Annotated in this window: 23 protein-coding genes; 22 read left to right on the top strand and 1 reads right to left on the bottom strand. The window is 73.6% G+C overall.

Annotation, left to right across the window (positions count from 1 at the left end; genetic code table 11):
* Window positions 1–10 precede the first annotated feature (10 nt).
* The 13 genes from ACF061_RS34640 to ACF061_RS34580 all read left to right on the top strand — a co-directional run bounded on the left by ACF061_RS34640 (window position 11) and on the right by ACF061_RS34580 (window position 14,710).
* Entirely contained in the window at window positions 11–1,045 is a 1,035-nt protein-coding gene (locus ACF061_RS34640; protein ID WP_392270985.1) for a 2Fe-2S iron-sulfur cluster-binding protein, read from the top strand.
* Between the two features lie 183 nt (window positions 1,046–1,228).
* Complete coding sequence (locus ACF061_RS34635; protein ID WP_392270984.1) at window positions 1,229–2,137, top strand: acetaldehyde dehydrogenase (acetylating); 909 nt, start codon at window positions 1,229–1,231, stop codon at window positions 2,135–2,137.
* A gap of 21 nt (window positions 2,138–2,158) precedes the next feature.
* Window positions 2,159–3,223 carry a 4-hydroxy-2-oxovalerate aldolase gene (gene dmpG, locus ACF061_RS34630; protein ID WP_392270983.1) on the top strand — a complete coding sequence of 355 codons (1,065 nt, stop codon included), beginning with the start codon at window positions 2,159–2,161 and terminating at the stop codon, window positions 3,221–3,223.
* A gap of 8 nt (window positions 3,224–3,231) precedes the next feature.
* Window positions 3,232–4,416 (top strand): acyl-CoA dehydrogenase family protein, encoded by a 1,185-nt coding sequence (locus tag ACF061_RS34625; RefSeq protein WP_392270982.1) that lies wholly within the window; start codon window positions 3,232–3,234, stop codon window positions 4,414–4,416.
* Between the two features lie 44 nt (window positions 4,417–4,460).
* Window positions 4,461–5,390 carry a VOC family protein gene (locus tag ACF061_RS34620; RefSeq protein WP_392270981.1) on the top strand — a complete coding sequence of 310 codons (930 nt, stop codon included), beginning with the start codon at window positions 4,461–4,463 and terminating at the stop codon, window positions 5,388–5,390.
* Window positions 5,387–6,874: an FAD-dependent oxidoreductase gene (locus ACF061_RS34615; protein ID WP_392270980.1), complete on the top strand. Its 1,488-nt coding sequence runs from the start codon at window positions 5,387–5,389 to the stop codon at window positions 6,872–6,874. Before ACF061_RS34620 ends, ACF061_RS34615 begins: the two co-directional genes overlap by 4 nt.
* Before the next feature lie 72 nt (window positions 6,875–6,946).
* Window positions 6,947–7,699: an SDR family NAD(P)-dependent oxidoreductase gene (locus ACF061_RS34610; RefSeq protein ID WP_392270979.1), complete on the top strand. Its 753-nt coding sequence runs from the start codon at window positions 6,947–6,949 to the stop codon at window positions 7,697–7,699.
* A 371-nt stretch (window positions 7,700–8,070) separates the two neighbouring features.
* Window positions 8,071–8,862 carry an SDR family oxidoreductase gene (locus tag ACF061_RS34605; RefSeq protein WP_392270978.1) on the top strand — a complete coding sequence of 264 codons (792 nt, stop codon included), beginning with the start codon at window positions 8,071–8,073 and terminating at the stop codon, window positions 8,860–8,862.
* 154 nt (window positions 8,863–9,016) lie between these two features.
* The gene (locus ACF061_RS34600) at window positions 9,017–10,177 is read left to right on the top strand and encodes a steroid 3-ketoacyl-CoA thiolase (protein WP_392270977.1); all 1,161 of its coding nucleotides are present in this window, start codon (window positions 9,017–9,019) and stop codon (window positions 10,175–10,177) included.
* Window positions 10,178–10,183: 6 nt separating this feature from the next.
* The gene (locus ACF061_RS34595) at window positions 10,184–12,406 is read left to right on the top strand and encodes an acyl-CoA dehydrogenase (protein WP_392270976.1); all 2,223 of its coding nucleotides are present in this window, start codon (window positions 10,184–10,186) and stop codon (window positions 12,404–12,406) included.
* Entirely contained in the window at window positions 12,403–13,275 is an 873-nt protein-coding gene (locus ACF061_RS34590) for a MaoC/PaaZ C-terminal domain-containing protein (protein WP_392270975.1), read from the top strand. The genes ACF061_RS34595 and ACF061_RS34590 overlap by 4 nt, the downstream gene beginning before the upstream one ends.
* Window positions 13,272–13,928, top strand: coding sequence for a PaaI family thioesterase (locus ACF061_RS34585; RefSeq protein ID WP_392270974.1), 657 nt, complete (start codon window positions 13,272–13,274; stop codon window positions 13,926–13,928). The genes ACF061_RS34590 and ACF061_RS34585 overlap by 4 nt, the downstream gene beginning before the upstream one ends.
* 266 nt (window positions 13,929–14,194) lie before the next feature.
* Window positions 14,195–14,710 (top strand): hypothetical protein, encoded by a 516-nt coding sequence (locus ACF061_RS34580; protein ID WP_392270973.1) that lies wholly within the window; start codon window positions 14,195–14,197, stop codon window positions 14,708–14,710.
* On the opposite strand, the gene ACF061_RS34575 is transcribed toward ACF061_RS34580, so the two are convergent.
* Window positions 14,620–16,263: a class I adenylate-forming enzyme family protein gene (locus tag ACF061_RS34575; protein ID WP_392270972.1), complete on the bottom strand. Its 1,644-nt coding sequence runs from the start codon at window positions 16,261–16,263 to the stop codon at window positions 14,620–14,622. The genes ACF061_RS34580 and ACF061_RS34575 overlap by 91 nt on opposite strands.
* 275 nt (window positions 16,264–16,538) lie before the next feature.
* On the opposite strand from ACF061_RS34575, the gene ACF061_RS34570 reads away from it, so the two are divergent.
* The 9 genes from ACF061_RS34570 (at window position 16,539) to ACF061_RS34530 (ending at window position 26,117) form a co-directional block, all read left to right on the top strand.
* Window positions 16,539–17,300 carry an SDR family NAD(P)-dependent oxidoreductase gene (locus ACF061_RS34570; RefSeq protein ID WP_392270971.1) on the top strand — a complete coding sequence of 254 codons (762 nt, stop codon included), beginning with the start codon at window positions 16,539–16,541 and terminating at the stop codon, window positions 17,298–17,300.
* A gap of 224 nt (window positions 17,301–17,524) precedes the next feature.
* On the top strand, window positions 17,525–18,760 hold the full coding sequence (locus tag ACF061_RS34565; RefSeq protein WP_392270970.1) for an NADH:flavin oxidoreductase: 1,236 nt from the start codon (window positions 17,525–17,527) through the stop codon (window positions 18,758–18,760).
* An 11-nt stretch (window positions 18,761–18,771) separates the two neighbouring features.
* Entirely contained in the window at window positions 18,772–20,430 is a 1,659-nt protein-coding gene (locus ACF061_RS34560) for an AMP-binding protein (RefSeq protein WP_392270969.1), read from the top strand.
* Between the two features lie 37 nt (window positions 20,431–20,467).
* Window positions 20,468–21,634 carry an acyl-CoA dehydrogenase family protein gene (locus ACF061_RS34555; protein WP_392270968.1) on the top strand — a complete coding sequence of 389 codons (1,167 nt, stop codon included), beginning with the start codon at window positions 20,468–20,470 and terminating at the stop codon, window positions 21,632–21,634.
* Window positions 21,631–22,590 (top strand): bifunctional MaoC family dehydratase N-terminal/OB-fold nucleic acid binding domain-containing protein, encoded by a 960-nt coding sequence (locus tag ACF061_RS34550; RefSeq protein ID WP_392270967.1) that lies wholly within the window; start codon window positions 21,631–21,633, stop codon window positions 22,588–22,590. The genes ACF061_RS34555 and ACF061_RS34550 overlap by 4 nt, the downstream gene beginning before the upstream one ends.
* Window positions 22,590–23,699, top strand: coding sequence for an acyl-CoA dehydrogenase family protein (locus ACF061_RS34545; protein WP_392270966.1), 1,110 nt, complete (start codon window positions 22,590–22,592; stop codon window positions 23,697–23,699). The genes ACF061_RS34550 and ACF061_RS34545 overlap by 1 nt, the downstream gene beginning before the upstream one ends.
* Window positions 23,696–24,133 carry a MaoC family dehydratase gene (locus ACF061_RS34540; protein WP_392270965.1) on the top strand — a complete coding sequence of 146 codons (438 nt, stop codon included), beginning with the start codon at window positions 23,696–23,698 and terminating at the stop codon, window positions 24,131–24,133. Before ACF061_RS34545 ends, ACF061_RS34540 begins: the two co-directional genes overlap by 4 nt.
* Window positions 24,130–25,311, top strand: a complete 1,182-nt coding sequence (locus tag ACF061_RS34535) for a lipid-transfer protein (RefSeq protein ID WP_392270964.1) — start codon at window positions 24,130–24,132, stop codon at window positions 25,309–25,311. Before ACF061_RS34540 ends, ACF061_RS34535 begins: the two co-directional genes overlap by 4 nt.
* Complete coding sequence (locus tag ACF061_RS34530; protein ID WP_392270963.1) at window positions 25,308–26,117, top strand: MaoC/PaaZ C-terminal domain-containing protein; 810 nt, start codon at window positions 25,308–25,310, stop codon at window positions 26,115–26,117. Before ACF061_RS34535 ends, ACF061_RS34530 begins: the two co-directional genes overlap by 4 nt.
* Window positions 26,118–26,154: the final 37 nt, after the last annotated feature.

Here is a 26,154-nt window from a genome sequence, read left to right as displayed (position 1 = left end):
GGAGGAACCCATGGGGCGAAACACCCCCTTCACGGTCCGTGTGGTCGAGGTGGTCCGCGAGACCCCCGACGCGCACTCCCTGGTGCTCGAACCGATCGACGCGCCCAAGGACCGGTTCAGCTACCGGCCCGGCCAGTTCCTGACCGTCCGCGTGCCCTCCGAACGCCCCGGAGGCGCCGCCCGCTGCTACTCGCTGTGCAGCTCCCCGCAGCGCGACGAGAAGCTGAGGATCACCGTGAAGCGCACGGTGGACGGCTACGGCTCCAACTGGATCTGCGACCACGTCGTGGAGGGCGACACACTCGAGGTCCTGCGGCCCGCCGGCACCTTCACACCCGACACACTCGACGAGGACCTCCTCCTCCTCGCGGCGGGCAGCGGGATCACACCCGTGATGTCGATCCTCAAGTCCTGTCTGCACGCCGGCACCGGGTCCGTCACCCTCGTCTACGCCAACCGCGACGAACGCTCCGTGATCTTCCGCGACGAACTGGTCGCGCTGGCCGAGGAGTTCGGCGACCGGCTGACGGTGCTCCACTGGCTGGAGTCGGTGCAGGGCCTGCCCACCGGACCCGCGCTGCGGGCCCTGACCCGGCCCTACGCCGGCCGTCAGGCGTTCGTCTGCGGACCCGGCCCCTTCATGGACCTCGCCACCGCCACCCTCACCGGCCTGGGCACGCCGGCCGGGCGGGTGCGCGTCGAACGGTTCTCCTCCCTGACCGGGGACCCGTTCGCGGCTCCCGAGACACCCGGCGAGGACTCCGGCCCGGCCGGCGAGGTCGAGGTGGAGCTGGACGGCGCCACCAGGACCGTCCCCTGGCCGGCCGGGAGCAGGCTGCTCGACGCCCTCCTCGCCGCCGGGCTGGACGCGCCGTACTCCTGCCGCGAGGGCAACTGCAGCGCCTGCACCTGCCTGCTCGTCGAGGGCGAGGTGGCGATGGAACGCAACGAGGTGCTTCAGGAGCGCGACGTCGCCGACGGATACGTCCTGGCCTGCCAGGCGCTCCCGCTCAGCGAGCGCGTCCGGATCACCTACGACGGATGAGAGGACCGGGCCCGCCCGGCGACTCCCGCTCAGCGGGAGGGGCCGGGCGGGCCGGGCCGCCGCGCTGACACGTTGGGGAGCGCGCCCCCCGCGGCGCCCGCACCCTCGCCCCCCGGCGCCGCCCCGCGCCGCCCCGCGACTCCACGACCCCCGCGACCCCTCGATTCGGATGAGGTTCGAACTGTGACCAAGGCGACCGCCGCGATCGTCGGCTCCGGAAACATCGGCACCGACCTGATGTACAAACTGCTCCGGTCCGAGACGATCGAGCCACGCTGGATGATCGGCATCGACCCGCAGAGCCCCGGTCTGGGGCGTGCCGCCGAGGAAGGCCTGACGGCGAGCGCCGACGGCGTGGACGCGCTGCTCGCCCGGGACGACCGGCCCGACCTGGTCTTCGAGGCGACCTCCGCCTACGTGCACAAGGTCAACGCCCCCAAGTACGCCGAACTCGGCATCCAGGCCATCGACCTCACCCCTGCCGCGCTCGGCCCGGCCGTCGTCCCCGCCGTCAACCTCGGCGAACACCTGGACGCGCCCAACGTCAGCCTCATCACCTGCGGCGGACAGGCCACCATCCCCATGGTGCACGCCGTCTCCCGGGTCACCGAGGTGGCCTACGCGGAGATCGTGGCCAGCGTCGCCTCGCCGTCCGCCGGGCCCGGCACCCGCGCCAACATCGACGAGTTCACCCTCACCACCAGCCGGGGCATCGAGACCATCGGCGGCGCCGCCCGCGGCAAGGCCATCATCATCCTCAACCCGGCCGAACCGCCCATGCTGATGCGGGACACCGTGTTCTGCGCCATCCCCGCCGACGCCGACCGCGCCGCGATCACCGAGTCCGTCCACGAGGTGGCACGCCAGGTCGCCTCGTACGTGCCCGGCTACCGGCTGCGCGCCGAGCCGCAGTTCGACGAGCCCGACACCGTCAGCGGTGGCCTCGCCCGGGTCGCGGTCTTCCTGGAGGTGGAGGGCGCGGGCGACTTCCTGCCGCCGTACTCCGGGAACCTCGACATCATGACCGCCGCCGCCACCAAGGTCGGTGAGGGCTTCGCCCAGCGGATCATCGCCCGGCGCACCGCGTCCTGACCACCAAGGAGTCCCTCCGTCATGCCCTTCAGCGCAGACCTCGACATCCGCGTCACCGACTCCTCGTTGCGGGACGGCTCGCACGCCAAGCAGCACCAGTTCACCGTCGAGGACGTACGGGCCATCGTGTCCGCCCTCGACGACGCCGGGGTTCCCGTCATCGAGGTCACCCACGGCGACGGCCTGGGCGGGTCCTCGTTCAACTACGGCTTCAGCCGCACCCCCGAGCAGGAACTCATCAAGGAGGCGGTGAAGACCGCCCGGCAGGCGAGGATCGCCTTCCTGATGCTGCCCGGACTCGGCATCCAGGACGACATCCGCGAGGCCGCCGACAACGGCGCCGCCATCTGCCGTATCGCCACCCACTGCACCGAGGCCGACATCTCCGTCCAGCACTTCGGGCTCGCCCGCGAACTGGGCCTGGAGACCGTCGGCTTCCTGATGATGGCGCACAGCACCCCGCCCGAGGCCCTGGCCCGCCAGGCCCGCATCATGGCCGACGCCGGCTGCCAGTGCGTGTACGTCGTGGACTCCGCCGGCGCGCTCGTCCTCGAAGGCGTCGGGGACCGCGTCGCCGCGCTCGTCGCCGAACTCGGCGACGACGCCCAGGTCGGCTTCCACGGCCACGAGAACCTGGGACTCGGCGTCGCCAACTCGGTGTACGCCGTCCGGGCCGGCGCCCTGCAGATCGACGGCTCCACCCGCCGCTTCGGCGCGGGCGCGGGCAACACCCCCGTCGAGGCGTTCGTGGCCGTCGCCGAGAAGCTCGGCATCCGCACCGGCGTCGACACCCCGAAGATCATCGACGCCGCCGAGGACGTCGTGCTGCCCATCATGGGCGGCGACCGCCTGCTCGACCGGATGTCGCTGACCATGGGCTACGCGGGCGTCTACTCCAGCTTCCTCGCGCACGCCGGCCGGCAGGCCGCCAAGTACGGCGTCTCCGGCACCGACATCCTCCTGGAGGCCGGACGGCGCAAGCTCGTCGGCGGCCAGGAGGACCAGCTCATCGAAATCGCCGTCGGGCTCGCCGAGCGGGCCGCCGCGGCCAAGGACACGACCGGGCCGACGCCCGCGGGGAAGTGAGAGCGACCATGGCCAATCCGGTACTCGACGCCGTCGTCGAACGCGCGGAGGAGATCCGCGCCCTGGGGCCCGCCAACGAATCCCTCGGCCGGCTGGACGACCAGACGGCCAAGGTGCTGCGGGAGACCGGAGCCATCCGGATGCTCCAGCCGAAGAAGTACGGCGGCCTCGAACTGCACCCGCGCGAGTTCGCCGAGACCGTCATGAAGATCGCCTCCTGCGACGGCTCGACCGGCTGGGTCACCGGCGTCGTCGGCGTCCACCCCTGGGAGATGGCGATGGCCGACTCCCGGGTCCAGGAGGAGGTCTGGGGTGAGGACCAGGACACCTGGATCGCCTCCCCGTACGCCCCGATGGGCCTGCTGCGCCCCGTCGACGGCGGCTACGTCTTCAACGGGCACTGGCAGTTCTCGTCCGGCACCGACCACTGCGACTGGATCTTCCTCGGCGCGTTCCTCGCCGACGAGAAGGGCGAGCGGCTGAGCCCGCCGCGCTCCGTCCACGTGATCCTGCCCCGCTCCGACTACGAGATCGTCCCCGACTCCTGGGACGTGGTCGGCCTGCGCGGCACCGGCAGCAAGGACATCGTCGTCAAGGACGCCTTCGTACCGGACCACCGGGTCATCGACTACAACAAGGTCGTCGACGGCAGCCTCGCCGACGAGGCCGGCCTGACCAACCCGACGTACCGGCTGCCGTTCTCCGCGGCCTTCCCGCTCGGCATCACCTCCGCCGTGATCGGCATCTGCGAGGGCGCCCTCGCCCACCACCTCGCCTACCAGCGCGACCGCGTGCAGATCACCGGCACCGCCTCCCGCGACGACCCGTACGTCATGTACGCGGTCAGCGAGGCCGCCGCCGAGATCGCCGCCTCCCGCGCCGCCCTGCTCGACAACGTCAGCAGCCTGTACGACATGGTGGCGGCCGGCGAGCGGATCAGCTTCGACCGGCGGGCCGTGGGCCGCCGCACCCAGGCCGGTGCCGCCTGGCGGGCCGTGCGCGCGGTCGACGAGATCGTCGCACGCTCCGGCGGCAACGCCATGCGGATGAGCAACCCCATCCAGCGCTTCTGGCGCGACGCCCACACCGGTCTCGCGCACGCCATCCACGTCACCGGGGCGGTCTTCCACGTCGCGGCGCTGACCCAGATCGGCGTGGAGCCCCCGCAGGGGCCGATGCGCTCGATGATCTGACACCGGCGGGACCACCACAGGCAGCAAGGACGGGAGGAAGAAAGATGACGCACGTCCGAGGACTCGGTTATCTGCGCGTCCGCACCCGGGACGTCGCCCGCTGGCGCGAACTCACCGTGGACGCCCTCGGTTTCGCCGAGGGGTCCGGGCCGGACCCCGACGGCCTCTACCTCAGGATGGACGAACGCCAGGCACGGCTGGTCGTCCTGCCCGGCGACACCGACCGGGCCGAGGCCGTCGGCTGGGAGGTCCGCGACCAGTTCGCGCTGGCCGAGGTCGCCCGCGCCGTCGAGGCGTCCGGCACCCCGGTCGAGGAACTGACCTGGCAGGAGGCGGACGCGCTCGCGGTGGAGCGGGCCATCGCCTTCGAGGACCCCGCCGGCGTCCGGGTCGAGGTCTTCTTCGGCCCGGTCCTCGACCACAGCCCCGTCCTCACCGGCCTCGGGCAGCGCTTCGTCACCGGCGCCCAGGGCATGGGCCACGTCGTCCTGCCCACCACCCGCATGGACGAGACCGTCGCCTTCTACACCGAGGTGCTCGGCTTCCTGCCGCGCGGCGCGACCAAGCTGAGCGTCCAGTCACCGGACGCCCCGCCGCGCCGGGTGCGGTTCATGGGCGTCAACCAGCGCCATCACAGCCTCGCCCTGTGTCCGGCGCCGCACGGCGAGGCCCCCGGCCTGGTCCACCTCATGGTCGAGGTCGACACCCTGGACGCGGTGGGCCGCGCCCTGGACAACGTCGGCCGCCTCGGCTTCCCGCTCTCCTCCACCCTCGGCCGCCACACCAACGACAAGATGGTCTCCTTCTACGTCCGGGCGCCGGGCGGCTGGGACCTGGAGTACGGCACCGACGGCCTGCTCGTCGACGAGACCCACTACACCGCCGAGGAGATCACCGCCGACAGCTACTGGGGCCACGACTGGTCCGGCTCCCAGCCGCTCGCGGCGTTCCTGCCGCCCGGGAAGGACGCATGACCCCGCCCCGGCCCGTGACCCCGGTGCGCGCCTCGTCCGTCACCCACTACGACGCCGAAGCCGACGTCCTCGTCGTCGGCTTCGGGTGCGCGGGCGCCGCGGCCGCCTTCGAGGCGGCCTCGGCGGGCGCGGAGGTCCTGGTGCTGGAACGCGCCGGGGGACCGGGCGGCTCCTCGGCGCTGTCCGGCGGCGAGCTGTACCTCGGCGGAGGCACCCCGGTACAGGCCGCCTGCGGCTTCGAGGACACCGCCGACGACATGTTCGCCTATCTGTCGGCGGCCCTCGGCCCGCACACCGACGAGGAGAAGCTGCGCGCCTACTGCGACGGCAGCACCGAGCACTTCCAGTGGTTCGTCGACCGGGGAGTCCCCTTCCAGCACACCCTGTGGGACGCCCCGACCTGGATGCCGCCCACCGACGACGGCCTGATGTGGCTGGGCGAGAACGCCTGGCCCTACGACACCCTCGCCCGGCCGGTGCCGCGCGGCCACCGCCCCGCCGTCGGCCACTTCGGCGGCGGGCTGCTGATGGAGAAGCTGGTCGCGGCCGCCCGCGCGGCCGGCGCCGCGACCCGCACCGACACCTTGGCCACCGCCCTGATCACCGGCGACGACGGCCGGATCACCGGTGTCACCGCCCGCCGCTACGGACAGGAGCTGGCCTTCCGCGCCCGCCGCGGCGTCGTCCTGACCACCGGCGGGTTCGTCGACAACGAGGAGATGCTCGCCGACCACGCGCACGCCCTGCTCGGCCTCGGCAAGGTCAGCGACGGCCTGGACGACGGCAGCGGGATCCGGATGGCCTGCGCGGTCGGCGCGGCCACCCGGCGCATGTCGGCGGCCGAGATCGCGATGACCGCGCTGCCCGCCCTGGCCGTGCGCGGCCTGCTCGTCAACGCGCTCGGCCAGCGCTTCATCAACGAGGACGTCTATCCAGGGCTGTTCAGCACGGCGGCGGTGCTGACCCAGCCGGGACCCTACTGGGTGATCGTCGACCAGGAGGGCTACGAGTCCGTCCCCGAGGCGGAACGCTGGGGCGTGCTCCCGAGCCACGCCGACGAGAACCTGGCCGGCCTGGAACGCGAACTCGGCATGCCCCGGGGCGCGTTGGAGACCACCGTCGGCGCCTACAACACGCACGCCGAGCGCGGCGAGGACCCCTACTTCCACAAGAACGCCCGCTGGGTGCGCCCCCTTGGGCCACCCTTCGCCGCCCTCGACCCGCGACTCGGCTTCCACACCGGCGACCGGGACAGCGCGGGCGCCGGGACGGGCGCGGCCGGGTTCACCCTGGGCGGGCTGCGCACCACCGTCGACGGTGCCGTGCTGGACGTCTCCGGCGCACCCGTCCCCGGCCTGTACGCGGCCGGACGGGCCACCTCCGGCATCCACGGCCAGGGCTACGTCAGCGGCACGTCGCTGGGCGACGGCACCTTCTTCGGCCGCAGGGCGGGCCGGGCCGCCGCCGGCCCGGCCCGGCCCTGAGCGCGCCGGGCCCCCCACCGTTCAGGATCCCCGAGGGCCCGCGCCCCCGGCACGCTCACGCGAAGGGCCGTGATGAACCGCTTCGAAGGTGTCAACGTCCTGCTCACCGGCGCCGCGTCCGGCATCGGCCGCGCCACCGCGCTGCGACTGGCCGCGGAGGGCGCCGCCGTCTTCGGCGTCGACCTGTCCGGGAGCGGCCTGCGGGAGACCGCCGACAGCCTCCCGCCGGGGCCCGGACGACTGCACACCCACGTCGCCGACGTCTGTGACGAGAGCGCCGTCGTCGACGCCGTGGCGTGCGCCGCACGGGAACTGGGCGGCATCGACGTCCTGGTCAACGTCGCGGGCGTGCACCGCACCACGCCCATCGACCGGCTGACCGCCGAGGACCTGCGACACCTGTTCTCCGTCAACGTCGTCGGGACGGCGCTGTTCTGCCGCGAGGCGCTGCGCCACCTGCCCGACGGCGAGGGCGTCATCGTCAACGTCGCCTCGTCCTCCGCCACCCACGGGAACCCGTACATGAGCGCCTACTCAGCCTCCAAGGGCGCGGTGCTCGCGTTCTCCCTGTGCCTGGCCTCCGAGGTGGCGCACCGCCGCATCCGCGTCGTGCCCGTCTCGCCCGGCACCGTCGCCACGCCCCTGACCGCACGGCCCGACATGCTGCCGTCGGACCTCGACACCAGCTACTACCAGCGCATCCGCGCGCCGTTCGGCGCGGCCGGCCCGGAACAGATCGCGGGCGTCATCGCCTTCGCCGCCTCACCGGACGCCGGCTACCTCACGGGCGCGGAGATCCGGGCCGACGGCGGCTCCCACATCTGACCCCTGCCCCGGGCGGCGACCCGCCCGGGGCCGACGTGCGTCCGGCGACGGGGGCGTACTCCCGACGGCCGGCGCGCGACCGGCTGTGAGGTGTGAGCGGCTGGGCGTAGCCGGTGCCGGACATGTGTCCGGCACCGGCAACATGTGTCCGGCACCGGGGACATGTGCCCGCGACGGGGGCGTGCGCCCGGGGCCGTGAGCGTACCGGCCCTGGCACGCGCCTCCGACCTGGGGGCGCGTGCCCGACAGCCGGGCGCGCGCCCGACGAACGGGACCTTTGCCGATCGACCACACGGGCGCGTGCCCGGCGATCAGGACGTGCGCCTGAGTGGCCGGTGACACGTGCCCGCCGAAAGAAGGGAACGATCACCATGACCACCTCATCCGCACCGCGCGGGGTCGCCGTCACCGGAGCGGCCTCGGGCATCGGCAAGGCACTCGCCGACATGCTCCGCGCCCAGGGGGACGACGTGATCGGCGTCGACCTGGAGAACGCCGACGTCCGCGCGGACCTCGGCACCCCCGTGGGGCGGCGGGAGGCCGTCCGAGCCGTCCTGGAGCGCACCGGGGGCGTCCTCGACGCCGTGATCGCCTGTGCCGGCATCTCGGCGCGGGTGCCGGCCACGATCGCCGTCAACTACTTCGGCGTCACCGAGCTGCTGGAGGGCCTCAGGCCGGCCCTGGCGCGCGCCCGGGCGCCCCGCGCCGCGTTCGTCGGTTCCATCGTCGGGACCAAGGACGTGGCCCCCGAGGTCGTCGAGGCCTGCCTCGCCGGCGACGAGCCCGCCGCGCTCGCGGTGGCCGCCGCCGTCGCGGACGAGGGCGCGGGCGGCGCCCTCTATCCGGCCTCCAAGAACGCCCTGGCCCGCTGGCTGCGCCGTGTGAGCGTCACCGACGAGTGGGCCGGCGCGGGCATCCCGCTGAACGCCGTGGGCCCCGGCGTGGTGCTGACGCCGATGCACGCCGCCGTCGCCGTGACGGAGGAACAGCGCAGGATCGTCGAGCAGGCCGTGCCGATGCCGCTGAACGGCCACGCCGAGCCGGAGGTGGTCGCGCGGGCCCTGCGCTGGCTGACCAGCGAGGAGAACACCCACGTGACCGGCCAGGTGCTGTACGTCGACGGCGGCGCCGAGGTGGTCCTGCGCGGACCCGACCGGGTCTGAGCGCCCTGGCTCGCCGTGGGGCGAGGGCGGCGGGGGCGCGGGGCGCGATCCACTCAGTGGGACCGCCGCTTGCCTCGATCCAGAATGAATTCTAGTTCTGTTGGGACGCAACCGCCCCGGCCCTCGCGGGCCGCCCTCACACCTACGGAGAACCATGGCCGAGGCCGTCATAGTCGAAGCCGCGCGCACGCCGGTCGGCCGGCGTCGCGGTGTCCTGTCGGGTCTGCACCCGGCCGAACTGCTGGGCCTGGCACAAAAGGGCCTGCTCGAACGCGCGGGCGTCGCACCGGACCTGGTCGACCAGGTCGTCGGAGGGTGTGTCACCCAGGCCGGCGAGCAGTCCAACAACGTGACCCGCACCGCCTGGCTGCACGGCGGACTTCCGCACACCACCGCCTGCACCTCGATCGACTGCGCCTGCGGCTCCTCCCAGCAGGCCGTGCACCTGATCCACGGACTGATCGCCGCGGGCGCCATCGACGTGGGCATCGGCTGCGGCGTGGAGTCGATGAGCCGGGTCTTCCTCGGCCAGGCGCAGACACCCGGCACCGGAGTGCCGGTGCCGGAGAGCTGGTCGCTGGACATGCCGGACCAGTTCACCGCCGCCGAGCGGATCGCGCGCAAGCGCGGCATCACCCGCGCCGACGCCGACGCCCTCGGCCTCGCCTCCCAGCGCAAGGCCGCCCGCGCCTGGGCCGAGGACCGCTTCGCGGGCCAGATCCTCGACGTCGACGCCCCGGTGATGGGCAAGGAGGGCCCCACCGGCGAGCGCGCCGTCGTCTCCCGCGACCAGGGCCTCAGGGACACCACCGCCGAAGGGCTCGCCGGACTGAAGCCGGTGATCCCCGACGGCGTCCACACCGCCGGCAACTCCTCGCAGATCAGCGACGGCGCCGCCGCCGTCCTCCTGATGAGCCGGGAGAGCGCCGACCGCCTCTCGCTGCGCGGACGCGCCCGGATCGTCGCCTCCACCATGGTCGGCTCCGACCCCTACTACCACCTCGACGGGCCCGTCGAGGCGACCCGTGACGTCCTGCGCAGGGCCGGCATGACACTGGACGACATCGACCTCGTCGAGATCAACGAGGCGTTCGCCTCGGTGGTGCTGTCCTGGGCCCAGGTCCACCAGGCCGACATGGACAAGGTGAACGTCAACGGCGGTGCGATCGCGCTCGGCCACGCGGTGGGCTCCACCGGCGCCCGGCTGATCACCCAGGCGCTGTACGAGATGGAGCGCGCCGACAAGTCCACCGCGCTGATCACCATGTGCGCGGGCGGCGCGCACTCGACGGCGACCATCATCGAACGGATCTGAGACACCATGACCATCGGGCTGACCGAGGAGCACCGCGACCTGCGCGACTCCGTACGCGCCTTCGCCGCGAGGCACATCACCCCGGACGTCGTCCGCAAGGCGGTCGACGCCGAGGACGAGACGCTGCCGCCGTACTGGCGGGCGCTCGCCGAACAGGGCCTGCTCGGCCTCCACCTGCCCGAGGAGGTGGGCGGAGCGGGCTACGGACTGGTCGAACTCGCCGTCGTCACCGAAGAACTGGGCCGAGCGGTCGCTCCCGGCCCGTTCCTGCCGACCACCCTCGCCGCCGCGGTCCTGAACCGGGCCGCACACCCGAAATACCTGCCGGGCCTGGCCGACGGCACCGTCGTCGGCGCCCTGGGACTGCGCCCGGGCACCCTCGCCCTGACCCGCCGGGACGACGGCGGGATCTCCCTGTCCGGCGAGTCCGGCCTCGTCATCGGCGGCCACACGGCCGACGTCCTCGTGCTGCCCGCGGCGGACGGTGACGCCACCGCGTGGGTCGTGGTCCCGCGCGCCACCGTGGCGGCCGTCCACCACCGCGGCCACGACCTCACCCGCCGCTCGTCCCGGGTGCGCGCCGACGCGGTGACGGTGCCCGCCGGCGACGTCCTGTCCCTCGACCCGCGGCTGCCGCTCGACCTGGCCGCGACGCTGTTCGCCGCCGAGGCCTCCGGCATCGCCGACTGGGCCGTCGCCACCGCGGCCGACTACGCCCGGGTCCGCGAACAGTTCGGCCGCCCCATCGGCCAGTTCCAGGGCGTCAAGCACCGCTGCGCGCGGATGCTCGCCCGGGCCGAGCAGGCCCGTGCCTGCGCCTGGGACGCGGCCCGCGCCGCCGACCCCGGCGCCGTCGAGGACCCCCGCGAGGCGTCGCTGGCCGCCGCCGTCGCCGCGGCCACCGCCGTCGACGCCGGCTTCGCCGACGCCAAGGACTGCGTCCAGGTGCTCGGCGGCATCGGCTTCACCTGGGAGCACGACGCCCACCTGTACCTGCGCCGGGCCCAGACCCTGCGCATCGCGCTCGGCCCGGCCGCCGCCTGGCGCCGCCGCGTCGCCGGGCTAACGCTGGACGGCGCCCGCCGCCGCCTCGGCGTCGAACTGCCGCCCGCCGCCGAGGCCGTACGCGAGGGGATCCGCGCCGAACTCGGCGAGGCCGCCGCCGTGGACGGCGCCGAGCGGCCCGCCTTCCTCGCCGACCGCGGCTACACCGCCCCGCACCTGCCCGCCCCCTGGGGCAAGGGCGCCGACGCCGTCACCCAGCTCGTCATCGCCGAGGAGATGCGCGCGGCCGGACTCAAGCCCGTGGACATGGTCATCGGGGGCTGGGTGGTGCCGACCCTCGTCGCGCACGGCGACGACGAGCAGCGCGAACGGTTCCTCAGGCCGAGCCTGCGCGGCGAGATCACCTGGTGCCAGCTGTTCAGCGAGCCCGGCGCCGGATCGGACCTGGCCGGCCTGTCCACCCGCGCGGTCAAAACCGACGGCGGCTGGCGGATCAGCGGCCAGAAGGTGTGGACCTCCATGGCCCACGACGCCGACTGGGGCATCCTGCTCGCCCGCACCGACCCCGACGCGCCCAAGCACAAGGGCCTGTCGTACTTCCTGCTCGACATGAGCGCCCCCGGCATCGACATCCGCCCCCTGCGGCAGATCACCGGCGAGGCCGAGTTCAACGAGGTGTTCCTCGACGACGTGTTCGTTCCCGACGCCATGCTCGTCGGCGCGCCCGGCGACGGATGGCGGCTGAGCCGCACCACCCTGGCCAACGAACGCGTCGCCCTCTCCCACGACTCCTCGCTCGGCACCGGCGGCGAGGCCCTGCTCGACCTCGCGGCCTCGGCACCCGAGGACATGGACGACGAACGGCTCACCACCCTCGGCGGCATCCTCTGCGACGCCCAGTGCGGCGGACTGCTGGGCCTGCGCACCACACTGCGCTCGGTGTCCGGGCAGCAGCCCGGAGCCGAGGCCAGCATCGCCAAACTGATCGGCGTCGAACACGTCCAGCAGGTGTGGGAGACCGCCATGGACTGGCTCGGCGACGCCTCCCTCACCGGCGAGGGCCCCCGCCAGGACCCCACCTGGTGGTTCCTCAACTCCCGCTGCATGTCCATCGCGGGCGGCACGACGGAGGTCCAGCTGAACATCATCGGCGAACGCATGCTGGGCCTGCCCCGAGACCCCGCGCCCGCCCCCAGCACCTCCGGAGAGAAGGCCCGCGCATGACGATCGACCGCGACAAGGCGCTCGGCGCGCCCCCGGCCGTCCAGGAGATCAGCTGGACCACGCGGGACGTCCTCCTCTACCACCTGAGCCTGGGCGCCGGCGCGGACACCGCCCTCGGCCCCGAACTCCACCTCACCTACGAGCGCGGCCTGACGGTGCTGCCCACCTTCGCGATGGTCGCCGGCACCGGCGTCTCCACCGGCACCGACCCCGACCCGTCCTTCGAACTGCCGGGCATCGACATCGACCTGCGCCGCATCCTCCACGCCGGCCAGGACCTGAAGGTCCACCGCCCCCTGCCGACGGCCGGCTCGGCCACGCTCTCCTCCCGCGTCGCCGAGGTGTGGGACAAGGGCAAGGCGGCCGTGATCGTACGGGAGTCCACCGCGACCGGCCCCGACGGCGAGCCGCTGTGGACCAGCAGGATGCAGATCTGGGCCCGCGGCGCGGGCGGCTTCGGCGGAGAGCCCGGCCCGCAGACCGAACGGTCCGTGCCCGACCGCGCGCCCGACGCCGTGCTCGACACCCCGACCACGCCCCAGCAGGCGCTGCTCTACCGCCTCAACGGCGACCTCAACCCCCTGCACGCCGACCCCGGGTTCGCGCGGTTGGCCGGCTTCGACCGGCCCGTCCTGCACGGCCTCGCCTCCTACGGCCTTCTCGCCAAGGCCCTCGTCGGCGGCCTGCTCGACGGCGACGCCACCAGGCTGACGGAACTGTCCGTGCGGTTCGCGGGCGTCCTCTTCCCCGGCGAGACCATCCGCACCGCCCTGTGGCGCGACGGCGACCGCCTCCTGCTGCACGCCACCTGCCCGGACCGCGACGACGCCCCGGTACTCACCCACGCGACGGCGAGGATCACCGCATGACCGCCGAACACCACACTCCCGTGCCCTCCGAGCCCGTCGCACGGCCCGAGGCCCTGGTCTCCACCGCCCGCGACGAGGGCGTCGACGCGGCGGCCGCCGCCGCGCGCAGACTGATCGACGCCCTGCTGAGAGCCGGCGACCACACCGACACCGACATGGCGGACGTGGCCAAGCAGCTCGACGCCCTCGCCGACCAGCTCACCGAACGGGCCCCCGGCCCGGAGGACCGTCTGGTCACCATGTGGCAGGGCAGCGGCATCACCCGGCACGACCCCGTCACCGGCCCCGAGAACGCCATCGCCCCGCCCCTGACGCTCGCCGGCCGGGAGGACGGCTCCGTCCAGGGCACGGTCACCCTCGGGTTCCCCTACCAGGGCCCGCCCCGCTGCGTGCACGGCGGCGTGTCGGCGCTGCTGCTCGACCACACCCTCGGCGTCGCCAACCACTGGGCGGGCCTGTCGGGGATGACCGCCGAACTCACCCTGCGCTACCTGCGCCCCACCCCCCTGTTCGAACCCCTGACCGTCACCGGCCGCCAGATCTCCGTGGACGGCAAGAAGATCCAGACGATCGGGTCCATCTCCGCCGGCGGCCGCGAGTGCGTGACGGCCCAGGGCCTCTTCATCGCCAAACAACTGCCCCGCCCGAGCTGACCCACGGGCAGGCCCCGGGCCGGACACCCCTCCGCCCCGGGGCCTCGCCCTTCCCCTGCCGCCGGACGCCCACCTGACGAGGTGTACCGTCCATCGGCTCGTCCGGGACGTGCCGGGGGCCGCTGCCGTCCAGCCGTGAAGCCGGCCCGCTCGTGAAGACGGTCCAGCCGTGAAGCCGGTCCGCTCGTGAAGACGGTCCAGCCGTGAAGACGGCCCGCTCGTGAAGACGGTCCGCCCGCGAAGGCGACGGAGGTCCCTCGTCGTCGGTGCACGCGCCGGGCGAGGTCGTCCGCCTGGGGGGCGGTGCGCCGGGCAAGCAGCCCGCGGAGTTCCTCCACACATACTGGGACGTGGCCGGGACCGGGGCCGGGCGGGTCGTCCTGGCGCACTGGGACGACTTCTTCCTCGGCCTGGACCGGCCGCTGCGCCCCGTGCCCTACCTGTTCGACGACCTCGGCGCCACCATGAGCAGACCGCTGCCCCTGGCCCGCCGGGACGGCGTCGACGTCGTCCTGCCCGTGGCCCGGCAGCCCAGCACCCCCTCGACGGCATCGTGTGAACTCGTCCGGCCGACCCCTGTGACCGGCGCGGCACGTCGGTCACAGGGGTCGGTGGCGCGGGACGAGCGTCGGCCCGACGCGGTCGCCGGCGGTGCCGGACCGCGCCTCGGGACACCGGACGGGCCCCGCCGTCAGACGCGCACCTCGCGCCGGATGACTTTCCCCGTGGCGTTGCGCGGCAGGCTTTCCGAGGTGACCCGCCACCGTGACGGCACCTTGTAGTACGCCAGGCGTGCGCGCAGGAAGTCGGTCAGGGACTCCTCGGTGAGGGAGGAGCCCGCGTCGGTGACGACCACCGCCGCCACCTCCTGGCCCAGGTCCGGGTGGGGCACCCCGATCACCAGGCACTCCCGCACCCCCCGGCACTCGGACAGCGCGTTCTCGATCTCCGCCGGGTACACGTTCTCGCCGCCGCGCAGGATCAGGTCCGAGCGCCTGCTGGTGAGCCGCAGCCGGCCGTCCTGGAGCATCCCGATGTCCCCCGTGTGCAGCCAGCGGTCCGCGCGGATGGCCTGGGCGGTGGCCGCCGGGTCCTCCCAGTAGCCGAGCATCACATAGGGGCTGCGCAGGCAGATCTCGCCCTCCTGGCCCTCCGGCAGCGGCAGGCCGGCCGGGTCGCGCACCTCCAGTTCCACCGACACCACCGGGCGGCCCAGGCTGTCCGGCGCCACGGCGAGGTCGGCCGGGGTGGCCACGGCCGCGCCGGTGCAGGACTCGGTGAGCCCGTAGCTGTTGGCGAGCGCGCTCCGGGCCACCGGCAGCACCGCGCGCAGCCGGTCGTGGAAGGCCGGGGAGGACGGGGCCGACGCCAGCGCGAAGGACGTCAGGGACGACAGGTCGTAGCCGCTGAGGTCGCCGTGCTCGATCAGACGGTGCGCCATGGTCGGCACCGCGCCCCAGTTGGTGACCCGCTCCCGCTCGATCAGCCGCAGCACCCGGTCCACCTCGAAGCGGCCCTGGTACATCACCACGGTGCCCCCGTCCACGAGCCGGGGGACGGCGAGGTTGTGCAGTGCCGCGATGTGGAAGAGGGGCAGCGCGAGCAGGTGCCGCCGGTCCTCGGGGGCGGTCGGGTCGCCCAGCTCCGCGGCCAGTGCGTTGTTGAGGCACAGGTAGCCGATGACCGCCAGCAGATTGCGGTGCGTGTGCACCGCCCCCTTAGGCCGGCCCGACGTACCGCTCGTGTACATGATGACCGCGGGATCGTCCTCGTCGATCTCCGGCTCGGGCAGCGGCGCGTCCGGGTGTCGCCGCACCAGATCGGGGACGTCCTTCTCGAACGTCAGCAGCGGCACGCGGGAGCCGTCCACCGAGGCGGCCCGCTTGGTGTCGGCCAGCACCACCTTGGGCCGGGTGTGCTCGATGCCGTAGGCGATCTCGGGCGCCGTCCACCAGGCGTTGTAGCCGACGGCGACGGCGCCGAGCGAGACCGTCGCCCAGAACGCGACGATCCAGCCCGGGTTGTTCGCCGCCAGCAGCGCCACCCGGTCGCCCTTGCCGACGCCGTACTCCTCCTGAAGGACCCGGGCCAGGGAGGCCACCTGACGCGCGTGATCGGCGAACGAGATCCTCTCGTCCTCGGTCACGATGTAGTCGCGGTCACCGTGCCGCACGGATGCGGCCACCACATCCGCCAGTGACCTCTCCCGGTGCGCGAACACCTGCATACGGGCTCCGAGCACGTCCTCCCGGACCAGCTCGAAGGCGCCACCGGGGCCCGTCAGCCGCCGCAGGATCTCCGGCACCGTCTCCTGGTGATCCGCCGTCGCGCTCATGTGCCTCCCTCTCTCCGAGTGGTCGATGTGCGCGTCATGGTTCTCCTCGGGCCCCCGGCGGGGAGCGCGGCTCCCGGTCACCGGGACGGGCCCCGATCCGGCGACGGCCGGCCTACCACTCAGTGGGACACGCCTCCCGGCGACTTCCGCCCCGCCCGGAACATGAGCGGTCCGGGCGCCGGACCGACCGGCACCCACCGTCCACGAGACGCACGAGACGACACGACACACCCCAGAGACACGAGAAACACGAGAGACGCGAGAGAGGAGAACCGGTGGGACACCTTCAGGGCAAGGTCGCGGTCGTCACCGGAGCGGGCCAGGGGGTGGGCCAGGGCATCGCCCTCGCCCTGGCCACCGAGGGAGCGTCGCTGGCGGTCCTCGGCCGGACACCGGCGAAACTGGAGGCCACCTGTGCGCTGCTGCGGGCCCGCGGCGCGCGGGCCGAACCGTTCGGCTGTGACGTGCTGGAAACCGAACGGATCCCGCACCTGGTGGAGGAGATCGCCGAGCGGTTCGGACGTATCGACGTCCTCGTCAACAACGTCTACGACGGCGCCTACGGCCCGCTGCTGTCGCTGAGCGACACCGACTTCCAACGGGGATTCCGCAGCGGTCCCTTCGCCACCTTCGCGTTCATGAAGGCCTGCCACCCCCACCTGAAACGCTCCGGCGAAGGCGTCGTCATCAACCTGGTCACCTCCGCCATGGTCCGCTGGGACCTGAGCACCTACGGCGCCTACGCGGCCGCCAAGACCGCCGTGCGCTCCCTGACCCGTACCGCCGCGAACGAATGGGGGCCCGACGGCATCCGCGTGAACGCGATCGCCCCGCACGCGGCGTCACCCGGGTACGTGCGCTGGGCCGAGGCCCACCCGGCGGAGGCCGAGGAGTTCCGTGCCTCCGTACCGCTGCGCCGTGTCGGCGACTGCGAGACGGACATCGGCCGGGCCGTGGTGATGCTGTGCGGACCGGACGCCCGCTATCTCACCGGCGCGACCGTGCCCCTCGACGGCGGCCAGGCCAACTTCGACTGACACGGGCACGGGCCCGGACCCGGCCCCACCCCCGCGCCGCCCACCACCGCGCCGCCCGTCGCCGGGGCGGCCGAGCCCCGACGCCGACGCCGACCCCGACCCGGGCGCCGCCCGCGCTCCAGGCCCCCGGCCCTCCCGGTCAGCGGGACGGCCCCCGCCCGCCGGCTGATCCCTGAATAACGTCGCGACCGCCACCACGACGGGTGCGCGGACGGAGGTTCCCCTTGACTCAGACATCGCACCAGCCGCCCGGAACGCCGGACGTCCTGGCCCCCGCGACACTCGGCCCCATCACCCTGCGCAACCGCGTCGTCAAGGCGGCGACGTACGAGGGGCTGAGCCGTGACAGCCTGGTCACCCAGGACCTGATCGACTTCCACGTCCGGTACGCGCGGGGCGGGGTCGGCATGACCACCGTCGCCTACTGCGCGGTGGCCCCCGAGGGCAGGACCGACAGGCACCAGATCCAGTGGCGGCCCGAGGCCCTGCCCGGGCTGCGCAGGCTGACCGACGCCGTCCACGCCGAAGGCGCGGCCGTCTCCGCCCAGATCGGCCACGCCGGTCCGGTGGCCAACCCGAAGTCCAACGGACTTCCCGCGCTCTCGCCCAGCCGGCACTTCCACAAGACGACCCTCAGCTTCGCCAAGGAGGTGTCCCGGGCCGACATCGAGCGCATCGTCCGCAACCACGCCGACGCCGCCGCCATGGCCGTCGAGGCGGGCTTCGACTGCGTCGAGATCCACCTGGGCCACAACTACCTCGCCAGCTCCTTCCTCAGCCCGCGCGTCAACCACCGCAAGGACGAGTACGGCGGCAGCCTGGAGAACCGGTTCCGCTTCCCGCGCGAGATCGTGCGGGCCGTGCGTGAGGCGGTCGGCGACCGGATCGCCGTCATCGCCAAGCTCAACATGGACGACGGCGTCCCCGGCGGCTTCTGGCTCGACGAGGCCATCCCCGTCGCACGCACCCTGGAGAGCGACGGCTGCCTCGACGCCCTGGAGCTGACCGTGGGCAGCTCCCTGCTGAACCCCATGTACCTCTTCCGCGGTGACGCGCCCCTGCACGAGTTCACCCAGATCATGCCCGAGCCGATCAAGACGGGCATCAAACTCGTCGGCAAGCGGGTGCTGCACAGCTACCCGTACCAGGACGCCTACCTCCTCGACCAGGCCCGGCAGATCCGCGCCGCCGTCGACATGCCGCTGATCCTGCTGGGCGGGATCACCGGCCGGCCGAGCATGGACCTGGCCATGGAGGAGGGGTTCAAGTTCGTCGCCATGGGCCGCGCCCTGCTGCGCGAACCCGATCTGATCAACCGCATCAAGGCCGAGGCGGACACCCCCTCGCTCTGCATCCACTGCAACAAGTGCTTCGTCACCATCTACGGCGGCACACGTTGCGTACTCGTCGAGCCGGCCGGCGGGAGCACCGCCGCCGGCAAGGCGCCCATCACCGCCTGAGAGGGACGACGTTGGCACCCGACACCATCGCCGATCTGCTCCTCGCCCGCACGGGGGACGACCGTCCCGGCCTGCGCACCCGGGAACGGGACTGGACCTGGGACGAGGTCGTGCACGAGAGCGCGGCCCGCGCCCTGCTGGCGCGCGAGCTGCGCACCGACGGGCCGTTCCACATCGGCATCCTCCTCGACAACGTGCCGGAGTACGTCTTCTGGCTCGGCGGAGCGGCCCTCGCCGGCGCGTCCGTCGTCGGCATCAACCCGACCCGGCGCGGCAGCTACCTGGAGGAGGAAGTACGCCACACCGACTGCCAGTTGATCATCACCGACCGGGCCGGGCTCAAGCTGCTCGACGGACTGGACCTCGGCGTCCCGCCGCAGCGGTACCTCGTCGTCGACGACCCGGCGTACGCCGACGCCCTGGCCGCGCACGCGGGGGCCGAGCCGGTCCGCGACCCCGAGGTCACCGCGGCCACCCGCATGCTGCTGCTGTTCACCTCCGGCACGACCGGCGCCTCCAAGGCGGCGATCTGCTCGCAGGGGCGGCTGGCCGCGCTCGGCCACGCCAACTCCGCCAAGTACGAGGTCGGCCGCGACGACGTGTGCTACTGCCCGATGCCGCTGTTCCACGGCAACGCGCTGATGGCCCTGTGGGCGCCGGCCCTGGCGGCCGGCGCCGCCGTCGCCCTCACCCCGAAGTTCTCGGCCTCCGGCTTCCTGCCGGACGTACGCTTCTTCGGCGCCACGTTCTTCACCTACGTGGGCAAGGCCATCGCCTACGTCCTGGCCCGCCCGGAGCGGGACGACGACGGCGACAACCGGCTCACCCACGCCTTCGGCACCGAGGCGTCCCCCGAGGACCAGGCCGCCTTCCTGCGCCGCTTCGGCTGCCGGCTGATCGAGGGTTACGGCTCCAGCGAGGGCGCCGGAATGCTCCGGCGGGCCCCCGACGGCCCGGCCGGCGCACTCGGCGTGCCCGCGCGCGACAGCGTCCGGATCGTGCACCCCGGGACCCGCGAGACCTGCCCGCCCGCGCTGCTCGACGCGCACGGCAGGGTGCGCAACCCGGAGGAGGCCATCGGCGAGATCGTCGACACCGAGGGCGCCGCCCGGTTCGAGGGCTACTACAACAACGACGCCGCCAACGCCGAACGCGTCCACCACGGCTGGTACTGGACCGGCGACCTCGGCTACGTCGACGAGGCCGGCTACTTCTACTTCGCCGGCCGGTCCGGGGACTGGATCCGGGTCGACGGCGAGAACACCTCCGCGCTGCTGACCGAACGCATCCTGCGCAGACACCCCGCGGTCGTCGCCGCCGCGGTCTTCGGCGTCCCCGACCCCCGCTCCGGCGACCAGGTCATGGCCGCCGTGGAGATCCCCGTGGGCAGCGGCCTGGAGGACCTGCGCCTGCCGGAGTTCCTGGCCGCCCAGGAGGACCTGGGCACCAAGGGCGCCCCCCGCTTCGTCCGCGTCTCCCACGCCCTGCCGGCCACCGGCTCGGGCAAGCTCCGCAAGAAGGAGATGCAGGCCGAGGGCTGGCGCACCGGCGACCCGGTCTACCGCTGGACGGGACGCGGTCGGCCCGAATACGCCCTGATGACCGACGCGGACAAGACGGCGCTGCGCGAGGAGTTCCTCGCCAACGGGCGCGGGCGCTTCGTGCCCTGACCGCGCCCGGCCGCACACGAGGAGAGTGGAGAACCACATGCAACTGCGCGAGAGCGCCGCGCAGCGCGAACTGCGCCAGGAGCTCAGGGCGTACTTCTCGGGCCTGCTGCCCGAGGACGAACGCCGCCGGGCGGGCGAGGAGGGGGTGGGCGGGTCCCGTTTCCGGGAGATCGTGGCCCGGCTCGGCGCCGACGGGCTGCTCGGCATCGGCTGGCCCGAGGAGTACGGCGGCCAGGGCCGGCCCGTGGAGGACCAGTACGTGTTCTTCGACGAGGTCCAGCGGGCCGGCCTGCCCTTCCCGTTCGTCACCGTCAACACGGTCGGGCCCACGCTCATGGAGTACGGGACCGAGGAGCAGAAGAAGCGGTTCCTGCCCGGCATCCTCTCCGGCGAGATCGTCTTCGCGATCGGCTACACCGAGCCGGCCGCCGGCACGGACCTGGCCTCGCTCACCACCCGGGCGGTGCGGGACGGCGACGAGTTCGTCGTCGACGGCGCCAAGATCTTCACCAGCGGCGCCAACACCGCCGACTACATCTGGCTCGCCGCCCGCACCGACCCCGACGCCCCGAAGCACCGCGGCATCTCCATCCTCACCGTTCCCACCGGCGCCGAGGGCTTCTCCTGGAGCCCCATCCGGACCGTGGGCGGCTTGATCGTCACCGCCACCTACTACAGCGGCGTCCGGGTGCCGGCCGGGGACGTGGTGGGCGAGGTGAACGGCGGCTGGCGGCTGATGACGGCACAGCTCAACCACGAGCGCATCGGCCTGGCGGCCCTGGGCGGCCGGATGATCCAGCTCTGGGAGCGGGTGCTGGAGTGGGCCAAGGACAACGGCGCCATCGAACAGCCCTGGGTCCGCCAGGAGTTCGCCCGCACCCACGCCCGGCTGGAGGCGATGCGCCTGATGAACTGGAAGATGACCGACGCCGTCGCCCGTGGCCGGCTGACCGGCGCGGACGCCGGCGCGGCCAAGACGTACGGCACCGAGACCCACATCGACGTCCAGCGGACCCTGAGCCGGATCCTGGGAGCGGCGGGCCGGATCCGGCCCGGGTCGCCCGGCGCGGTGCTGGCCGGCCAGGTCGAGCAGCTCTCCCGCCAGGGCATCGTGAACACCTTCGGCGGCGGCGTCAACGAGGTCCTGCGCGACATGGTGGCCACCCACGGCCTCGGCCTGCCCCGCGGGGGGCGGGGCCGGTGAGCACGGCGAGCGAGGAGTACGAGCGGCGGCTGCGGTCCTTCACCGGCCGCGAACTGACCGCGCCCTCCCCCGGCCAGGACCCGGTCAACCGGCCGATGATCCGCCACTGGGCCGAGGCGATGGGCGACACCAACCCGGTCTACACCGACGACGCCGCGGCCCGCGCCACCGGACGCGCCGGCGTGGTCGCCCCGGCCTCGATGGTCCAGGCGTGGACGATGCGCGGCTACGCCGCCACCGTCGGCCCGCCGTCCGGCCGCGGCGGCTTCGACGAACTGGTCGAACTGCTCGACGAGGGCGGCTACACCTCGGTCGTGGCGACCGACTCGGAACTGGAGTTCGTCCGCGAACTGGTGCCCGGCGACCACATCTCCGTGCAGGAGGTCGTGGAGTCGATCTCCGAGGAGAAGCGGACCGCGCTCGGCGCGGGCCGCTTCGTCACCACCCTGAAGACCTACCGCGACCATTACGGCGTAATAGTCGCCACCCAGCGCTGGCGCACCCTCAGGTTCCGTCCCGCCGAGCCGGACGGCCCGCCAGAGCCCCGCCCGCCGCGTCCCCGGCCCGCCGTCAACCGGGACAACGCCTTCTGGTTCGAGGCGGCCAAGGAGCACCGGCTCCTGATCCAGCGCTGCGCCTCCTGCGGCGTACTGCGCCATCCGCCCGGCCCCTGCTGCCCGCACTGCGGCTCCCTGGAGTGGGACACCGCCGAGGCGTCCGGCCACGGCCGGGTGTACAGCTACGTGGTCAACCACCACCCCAGGCACCCGGCGTTCGACTACCCGCTGGTCGTCGCCGTCGTCGAACTGGCCGAGGGCACCCGGCTCATCACCGACCTGACCGGTGTCGCACCCGAGGACGTCGCCATCGGCATGCCCGTCGTCCTCGACTGGCTCGACGCCGACCACGACCTTTCCCTGCCGGTGTTCCGGCCCGCCGCTACGGAGGACCGCTGATGGACTTCTCCCTGGGAGAAGAGCTCGAAACCGTACGCGACCTGGCGCGGGAGATCTTCACCGACCACGCCACCGCCGAGCGGCTGCGGACGGTCGAGACCTCCGCGACCCGCGTCGACGACCGGCTCTGGAACGACCTGGCCGCGGCGGGGCTGCTCGCCGCCCCGCTGCCCGAGGAGGCCGGCGGCTCCGGTCTGGGACCGGCCGCGCTGTGCGTGGTGCTGGAGGAGCAGGGCCGGCGGGTGGCCCCCGTGCCGGTCTGGCCGGCCGTCCTCGCCGCGCTGGCCCTCGCCGCGCACGGCTCGGCGACGCAGCGCGCGGCCCTGCTGACCGGCGCCGCCGACGGAACCGCCCGGCTCACCCTGGCACTGGAGGAGTTCGCCCCCGCCGATCCCTGCCGGCCGGTGACCACGGCCGTGCCCGAAGGGACCGGATGGCGGATCAGCGGGACGAAGGCCGTGGTCCCCTCGCCGGAGGGCGCCGGCCACGTCCTGGTCACGGCGGCCACCCGGGGCGGCACCGGCCTCTTCCTCGTCCCGGCCCGGGCCCCGGGCGTGACCTGGACGCCCGCCGAGACCACCAGCCACGACCTGGCCGCCCACCTCACCCTGGACGGCGCCGCCGCCGAAGCGGTCGGCGAGCCCGGCTCCGGAGCGGTGGAGTGGATCATCGAGCGGGCGAACGTGGCACTGGCCGCGCTGCAACTCGGCGTGGCGCAGGGAGCGCTCCGCCACGCGGCCTCCTACCTGGCCGAACGCGAGCAGTTCGGCCGTCCGCTGGCCACCTTCCAGGCCGTGCAGCACCAGCTCGCCGACTGCTGGATCGACATCGACGCGATGCGGGTGACGCTGTGGCAGGCGGTGACCGCCCTGGCGGACGGGCAGGACACCCGGCGGGCGGCCCTGGTCGCCAAGTGGTGGGCGGACGAGGGCGGGGCCGACGTCGTCCACCGCGTGCAGCACGTGCACGGCGGCATCGGGGTGGACACCGACTACCCGGTGCACCGCCACTTCCTGTGGGGCCGGCAGATCTCCACCACCCTCGGCGGGGCCGGCGCCGACCTGGCCCGGCTCGGCGAGGTCCTGGCGCACGAGGCGGTGACCTCATGACGGCGCCGGTGACCCGGACGTACGACGAGGTGGCGGTCGGCGACCCGCTCCCGCCCCTGGAGATCCCGCTGACCCGGACCTTCATCGTCGCCACCGCCCTGGCGAGCCGCGACTACCAGGACGTGCACCACGACCCCGAACTCGCCCGCGAGCGCGGCTCGAAGGACATCTTCATGAACATCCTGACCAGCAACGGCCTGGTCGACCGGTACGTCACCGCCTGGGCCGGCCCGGCCGCGGTGGTCAAGGCGATCCGGATCCGGCTCGGCGCACCCAATCACCCCGGCGACACCATGGTGCTCACCGGCACGGTGACGGCGAAGGACGAGGACGGACGGCGCGTGGAGATCGCCGTCAGGGGCGTCAACGGCCTGGGCGCCCATGTGACCGGGACCGTGGCCGTGTGCCTGCCCGAGGGGGGCGGCGCGCGATGAGCGTGAGCGCCCTGTCGGGCAGCGCCGCCGTCGTCGGCATCGGCGCCACCGAGTTCTCCAAGGACTCCGGGCGCAGCGAACTCCGGCTCGCCTGCGAGGCCGTCCTCGCGGCGCTCGCCGACGCCGGGCTGACCCCCGCCGACGTCGACGGCCTGGTCACCTTCACCGCCGAGACGAACTCCGAGATCCACGTGGCCCGCAACACGGGCATGGGCGAGGTGACGTTCTTCTCCCGCGTCGGCTACGGCGGCGGCGCCGGCTGCGGCACCGTGCAGCAGGCCGCCATGGCCGTCGCCACCGGCGCCGCCCAGGTGGTCGTCTGCTACCGCGCCTTCAACGAGCGCTCCGGCGAACGCTACGGCCTCGGCCAGGCCGACCGTGCCATGGACACCAGCGCCGACCGCGCCGCGTACGCCTGGATGACCCCGTTCGGCCTGAACACGCCCGCCCAGTGGGTCGCCATGTTCGCCCGCCGCTACATGCACGAGTACGGCGCGAGCAGCGAGGACTTCGGCCGGGTCGCCGTCGTGGACCGCGCGCACGCGGCGAACAACCCGGCGGCCTGGTTCTACGGACGACCCATCACCCTGGCCGACCACCAGAGTTCACGCTGGATCGCCGAACCGCTGCGCCTGCTGGACTGCTGCCAGGAGACCGACGGCGGCCAGGCCCTGGTGATCGTCTCCGCCGAACGCGCCCGCGACCTGCCCCACCCGCCCGCGGTGATCCGCGCGGCGGCCCAGGGCCTGGGGGCGGACCAGCACATGATGACCAGCTACTACCGGCCGAGGATCACCGGCATCCCGGAGATGGGCCTGGTGGGACGGCAACTGTACGCGCAGAGCGGCCTGCGCCCGGACGACATCGACGCCGCCGTCCTCTACGACCACTTCACCCCGCTGGTGCTGCCGCAACTGGAGGAACTCGGATTCTGCCCGGTGGGCGAGGCGAAGGACTTCATCGCGGACGGGCACCTGGAGCTCGGCGGCCGGCTGCCGTGCAACACCCACGGCGGCCAGCTCGGCGAGGCGTACCTGCACGGGATGAACGGCGTCGCCGAGGGCGTCCGGCTGATCCGCGGCACCTCCGTGAACCAGCCCGAGGACGTCGGCCACGTCCTCGTCACCGCCGGCACCGGAGTGCCGACCAGCGGCCTGGTCCTGGGGGCCGCCCGGTGACCGCGTCCCCGTGGCGCGGCCACGACCTCGGCAGGCGCACCGTCTCCTACACCGAGCGGGACGCCATCCTGTACGCGCTCGCGGTGGGGGCCCGGGCGGACGATCTCGACCTGGTCTTCGAGCGGCGGCTGCGGGTGCTGCCCACGTTCGCCCTGACGCTGGCCCAGTGGGCCCCCGACGCCCTCGGCTCGGCGGGCGCCTTCGACATCACCACCGCCGTCCACGGCGCCCAGCGCCTCACCGTGCGCGAGCCGCTGCCGAGAGCGGGCGAGGTGTCGATGACCGCGCGGGTCGGCGAGGTGTGGGACAAGGGCTCCGCCGCCGTCTTCGACGTCGAGGTGGTCAGCGACCACTTCGTGGCGGTGTGGTCGCTGTTCGCCCCCGGGCGCGGCGGTTTCGGCGGCGAGCGGGGGCCCGCCGCCCCTCGGCGGCCCGAGACGCCCGCCGATCACCGGCTGACCGTGACCACCCACCCCGAACAGGCGGCGCTCTACCGGCTGCTCGGCGACCGGCACCCCATGCACATCGACCCGGCGGCGGCCCGTGCGGCGGGCATGCCGAGACCGTTCCTGCACGGTCTGTGCACGCTCGCCGCCACGACCCTGCCGATGGCCCGGACGCTGGACGCCCACCCCGCCGACCTGGTCGCGCTGGAAGGCCGCTTCACCGCTCCGGTGCACCCCGGCGAACGGCTCACCGTGGACGGCTGGCACGACGGCGAGGGCGCCCTGCGCTTCGAGACCTCGGCCGGCGGGCGCCCGGCAGTCTCCGGCGGCCGGGCGCGCTTCCGGTCCGCCCGCCCGTGACCCGCCCCGACCGCCGGGCGCCGGCGGATCCCGACCG

Source organism: Streptomyces sp. NPDC015220, from assembly GCF_043079345.1.
Lineage (GTDB): Bacteria > Actinomycetota > Actinomycetes > Streptomycetales > Streptomycetaceae > Streptomyces.
Note: the sequence above shows the minus strand (reverse complement) of the source record. Positions and strands in the feature narration are given on the sequence as shown.

Excerpts from the sequence above, each read along its gene's own strand:
- ACF061_RS34640 (WP_392270985.1), top strand. The coding sequence starts at position 11 with ATGGGGCGAAACACCCCCTTCACGGTCCGTGTGGTCGAGGTGGTCCGC.
- dmpG (WP_392270983.1), top strand. The coding sequence starts at position 2,159 with ATGCCCTTCAGCGCAGACCTCGACATCCGCGTCACCGACTCCTCGTTG.
- ACF061_RS34625 (WP_392270982.1), top strand. The coding sequence starts at position 3,232 with ATGGCCAATCCGGTACTCGACGCCGTCGTCGAACGCGCGGAGGAGATC.
- ACF061_RS34620 (WP_392270981.1), top strand. The coding sequence starts at position 4,461 with ATGACGCACGTCCGAGGACTCGGTTATCTGCGCGTCCGCACCCGGGAC.
- ACF061_RS34615 (WP_392270980.1), top strand. The coding sequence starts at position 5,387 with ATGACCCCGCCCCGGCCCGTGACCCCGGTGCGCGCCTCGTCCGTCACC.
- ACF061_RS34610 (WP_392270979.1), top strand. The coding sequence starts at position 6,947 with ATGAACCGCTTCGAAGGTGTCAACGTCCTGCTCACCGGCGCCGCGTCC.
- ACF061_RS34605 (WP_392270978.1), top strand. The coding sequence starts at position 8,071 with ATGACCACCTCATCCGCACCGCGCGGGGTCGCCGTCACCGGAGCGGCC.
- ACF061_RS34600 (WP_392270977.1), top strand. The coding sequence starts at position 9,017 with ATGGCCGAGGCCGTCATAGTCGAAGCCGCGCGCACGCCGGTCGGCCGG.
- ACF061_RS34595 (WP_392270976.1), top strand. The coding sequence starts at position 10,184 with ATGACCATCGGGCTGACCGAGGAGCACCGCGACCTGCGCGACTCCGTA.
- ACF061_RS34590 (WP_392270975.1), top strand. The coding sequence starts at position 12,403 with ATGACGATCGACCGCGACAAGGCGCTCGGCGCGCCCCCGGCCGTCCAG.
- ACF061_RS34585 (WP_392270974.1), top strand. The coding sequence starts at position 13,272 with ATGACCGCCGAACACCACACTCCCGTGCCCTCCGAGCCCGTCGCACGG.
- ACF061_RS34575 (WP_392270972.1), bottom strand. The coding sequence starts at position 16,263 with ATGAGCGCGACGGCGGATCACCAGGAGACGGTGCCGGAGATCCTGCGG.
- ACF061_RS34555 (WP_392270968.1), top strand. The coding sequence starts at position 20,468 with ATGCAACTGCGCGAGAGCGCCGCGCAGCGCGAACTGCGCCAGGAGCTC.
- ACF061_RS34545 (WP_392270966.1), top strand. The coding sequence starts at position 22,590 with ATGGACTTCTCCCTGGGAGAAGAGCTCGAAACCGTACGCGACCTGGCG.
- ACF061_RS34540 (WP_392270965.1), top strand. The coding sequence starts at position 23,696 with ATGACGGCGCCGGTGACCCGGACGTACGACGAGGTGGCGGTCGGCGAC.
- ACF061_RS34535 (WP_392270964.1), top strand. The coding sequence starts at position 24,130 with ATGAGCGTGAGCGCCCTGTCGGGCAGCGCCGCCGTCGTCGGCATCGGC.